Origin of the sequence: Teredinibacter waterburyi (assembly GCF_001922985.1) — a bacterium.
In the GTDB taxonomy this organism is placed as follows: Bacteria; Pseudomonadota; Gammaproteobacteria; order Pseudomonadales; family Cellvibrionaceae; genus Teredinibacter; species Teredinibacter waterburyi.
On the sequence record NZ_MRUH01000064.1, the window covers coordinates 1 to 2,211 of the forward strand.

The 2,211-nt window shown below is 41.6% G+C and carries 2 protein-coding genes; both read left to right on the forward strand.

Annotated features, from left to right (window positions below):
- The first annotated feature begins 91 nt into the window (after nt 1–91).
- Nucleotides 92–571 (forward strand): hypothetical protein, encoded by a 480-nt coding sequence (locus tag IDZ20_RS16190; protein ID WP_223144907.1) that lies wholly within the window; start codon nt 92–94, stop codon nt 569–571.
- Between the two features lie 9 nt (nt 572–580).
- Nucleotides 581–895 (forward strand): hypothetical protein, encoded by a 315-nt coding sequence (locus IDZ20_RS16195; RefSeq protein ID WP_223144908.1) that lies wholly within the window; start codon nt 581–583, stop codon nt 893–895.
- Nucleotides 896–2,211 lie beyond the last annotated feature (1,316 nt).

A 2,211-nucleotide genomic window follows, 5' to 3' on the forward strand; every position in this document is an offset into this window, starting at 1 on the left:
GTCGCGCAGCTCCATTTTACACAAACGCTCACAGCAAAAATTGCAGGTGAGCTTGGCGTTAGTAGTCAAATCAGTATGAAGGAATTAACACTTGGCAATCTCTGAATTCTTAAATCAAATACTATTGCCTTTTGGTGGTGTCTCCGCTGTCTTGATTGCTCTGGCTGCATTCTTAGGGCATGTGAACACAAAAAGAATTATCAACGGCGATCTGGCAAAGCATAAGTTGGACCTAGAGGCCTTTAAAGCTCAAAGCAATACAGAGCTACAATCGCTAAAAGATCAGCATGCTAAAGACCTGGAATTGGTGAGGCTCGATCACGCCAGACAAATGGATCAAGTTCAAAATCAATTTAAAACAGAGTTTTTAAAATACGAAGCATATGCATCTATTTCGAAGGAAAAGTATCAAGAGCTTTTTGAAAAAAGAATATCGGTATACAGCCAGCTTTTGACTTTGAAGAGAGAGATTGATGACTCTATTGTTGAAAATGCTGAGATGCTAGAGATTCACGATGACGACCCAAGTCACTTCACAGACGCTGTAGCAAAAATAAGTAAGGCTTCGTAAGAAAATTTAATGCTCATATCAAATGAGCTTGCCACCTTGTCAAATGAACTGCATAACAAATCGTCCCAAGTTTTCAGAAATGCCAAGGTAACAGCATTCTTCGCTGACATGCATAGTCATGAAACAGATAGCCCGAATTATGAGGCGATCATGGATGCGGAGAATAGCGAGCTTAGAAAAATGTTTGTTGAGTGCGGTGATGTCTACGAAAGTTGGCTAAAGCAGTTGGAAGGTGATGTGTCAAAAATAAGATCTATTCTGGATTTTACGGGAGCGTTCCTGGAAAAAGCTACTAACAAATCAAAGCACTCGGACACAGCATAGCTGCGCCGGTGTTTGAGGCGTTATGCGTCTTAACGGCTGGAAAATTAGGGTTTGGAATTCATTGGGATTGTTCGCTGTAAATGTATGAGCTGGTTTCGAAGAGTTTGCGTGCATCCTCGGTTTACTTTAGCAAGCAGCACAACAGCGTCAAAACGCTACCAGTATTCTAGCGTTTACGTTTACAGCTTTTGGTTTTTCTTGTATTCGTAGCAGTAACTCTATTTTCTACGGGTACTTGGCTCAGGTGTAAAGCTAGGCTAATCTCAATGGTTGTTGGTAATGGCTTTAGGTTTTAAGTCTAAATTAAAGCTATTTTTAGAAATTGGTTGTAGTATTTTTCGGGTTTGTTGGGTTGTTTGTAATTCAAAAGTTGCGCATAACAAGGCGTTCAACCTGATGCCGAATGCTACGCTTCGTTTTGCGGTGGCTTCGCCACTTTCCCGCAAAACTCCACTCACACGCGTCACAGGTTAACGCGGCGTTATGCGTCTTAACGGCTGGGAGAGTAGGGCTTGTAATTCATTGGGATTGTTTGCTGTAAAGGTATGAGCGGGTTTCGAAGAGTTTGCGTGCATCCTCCGTTTACTTTAGCAATCAGCACAACAGCGTCAAAACGCTGACAGTATTCCTGTGTTCACGTTTATAGTTTTTTGGTTTTTCTTGTATTTGTAGCTGTAACTCTATTTTCTACGGGTACTTGGCTCAGGTGTAAAGCTAGGCTAATCTCAATGGTTGTTGTTAATGGTTTTAGGTTTTAAGTCTAAATTAAAGCTATTTGTAGTAAATTGGTTGTAGTATTTTTCGGGTTGTTGGGTGTTTTCGTAATTCAAAAGTTGCGCATAACAAGGCGTTCAACCCGATGCCGCATGCTACGCTCCGTTTTGCGGTGGCTTCGCCACTGTACCCCAAAACTCCACTCCACACGCGTCACAGGTTAACGCGGCGTTATGCGTCTTAACGGCTGGGAGAGTAGGGCTTGTAATTCATTGGGATTGTTTGCTGTAAAGGTATGAGCGGGTTTCGAAGAGTTTGCGTGCATCCTCCGTTTACTTTAGCAATCAGCACAACAGCGTCAAAACGCTGACAGTATTCCTGTGTTCACGTTTATAGTTTTTTGGTTTTTCTTGTATTTGTAGCTGTAACTCTATTTTCTACGGGTACTTGGCTCAGGTGTAAAGCTAGGCTAATCTCAATGGTTGTTGGTAATGGCTTTAGGTTTTAAGTCTAAATTAAAGCAATTTTTAGTAGATTGGCTGTAGTATTTTTTCGGGTTGTTGGGTTGTTCCGTAATTCAAAAGTAGCGCATAACAAGGCGT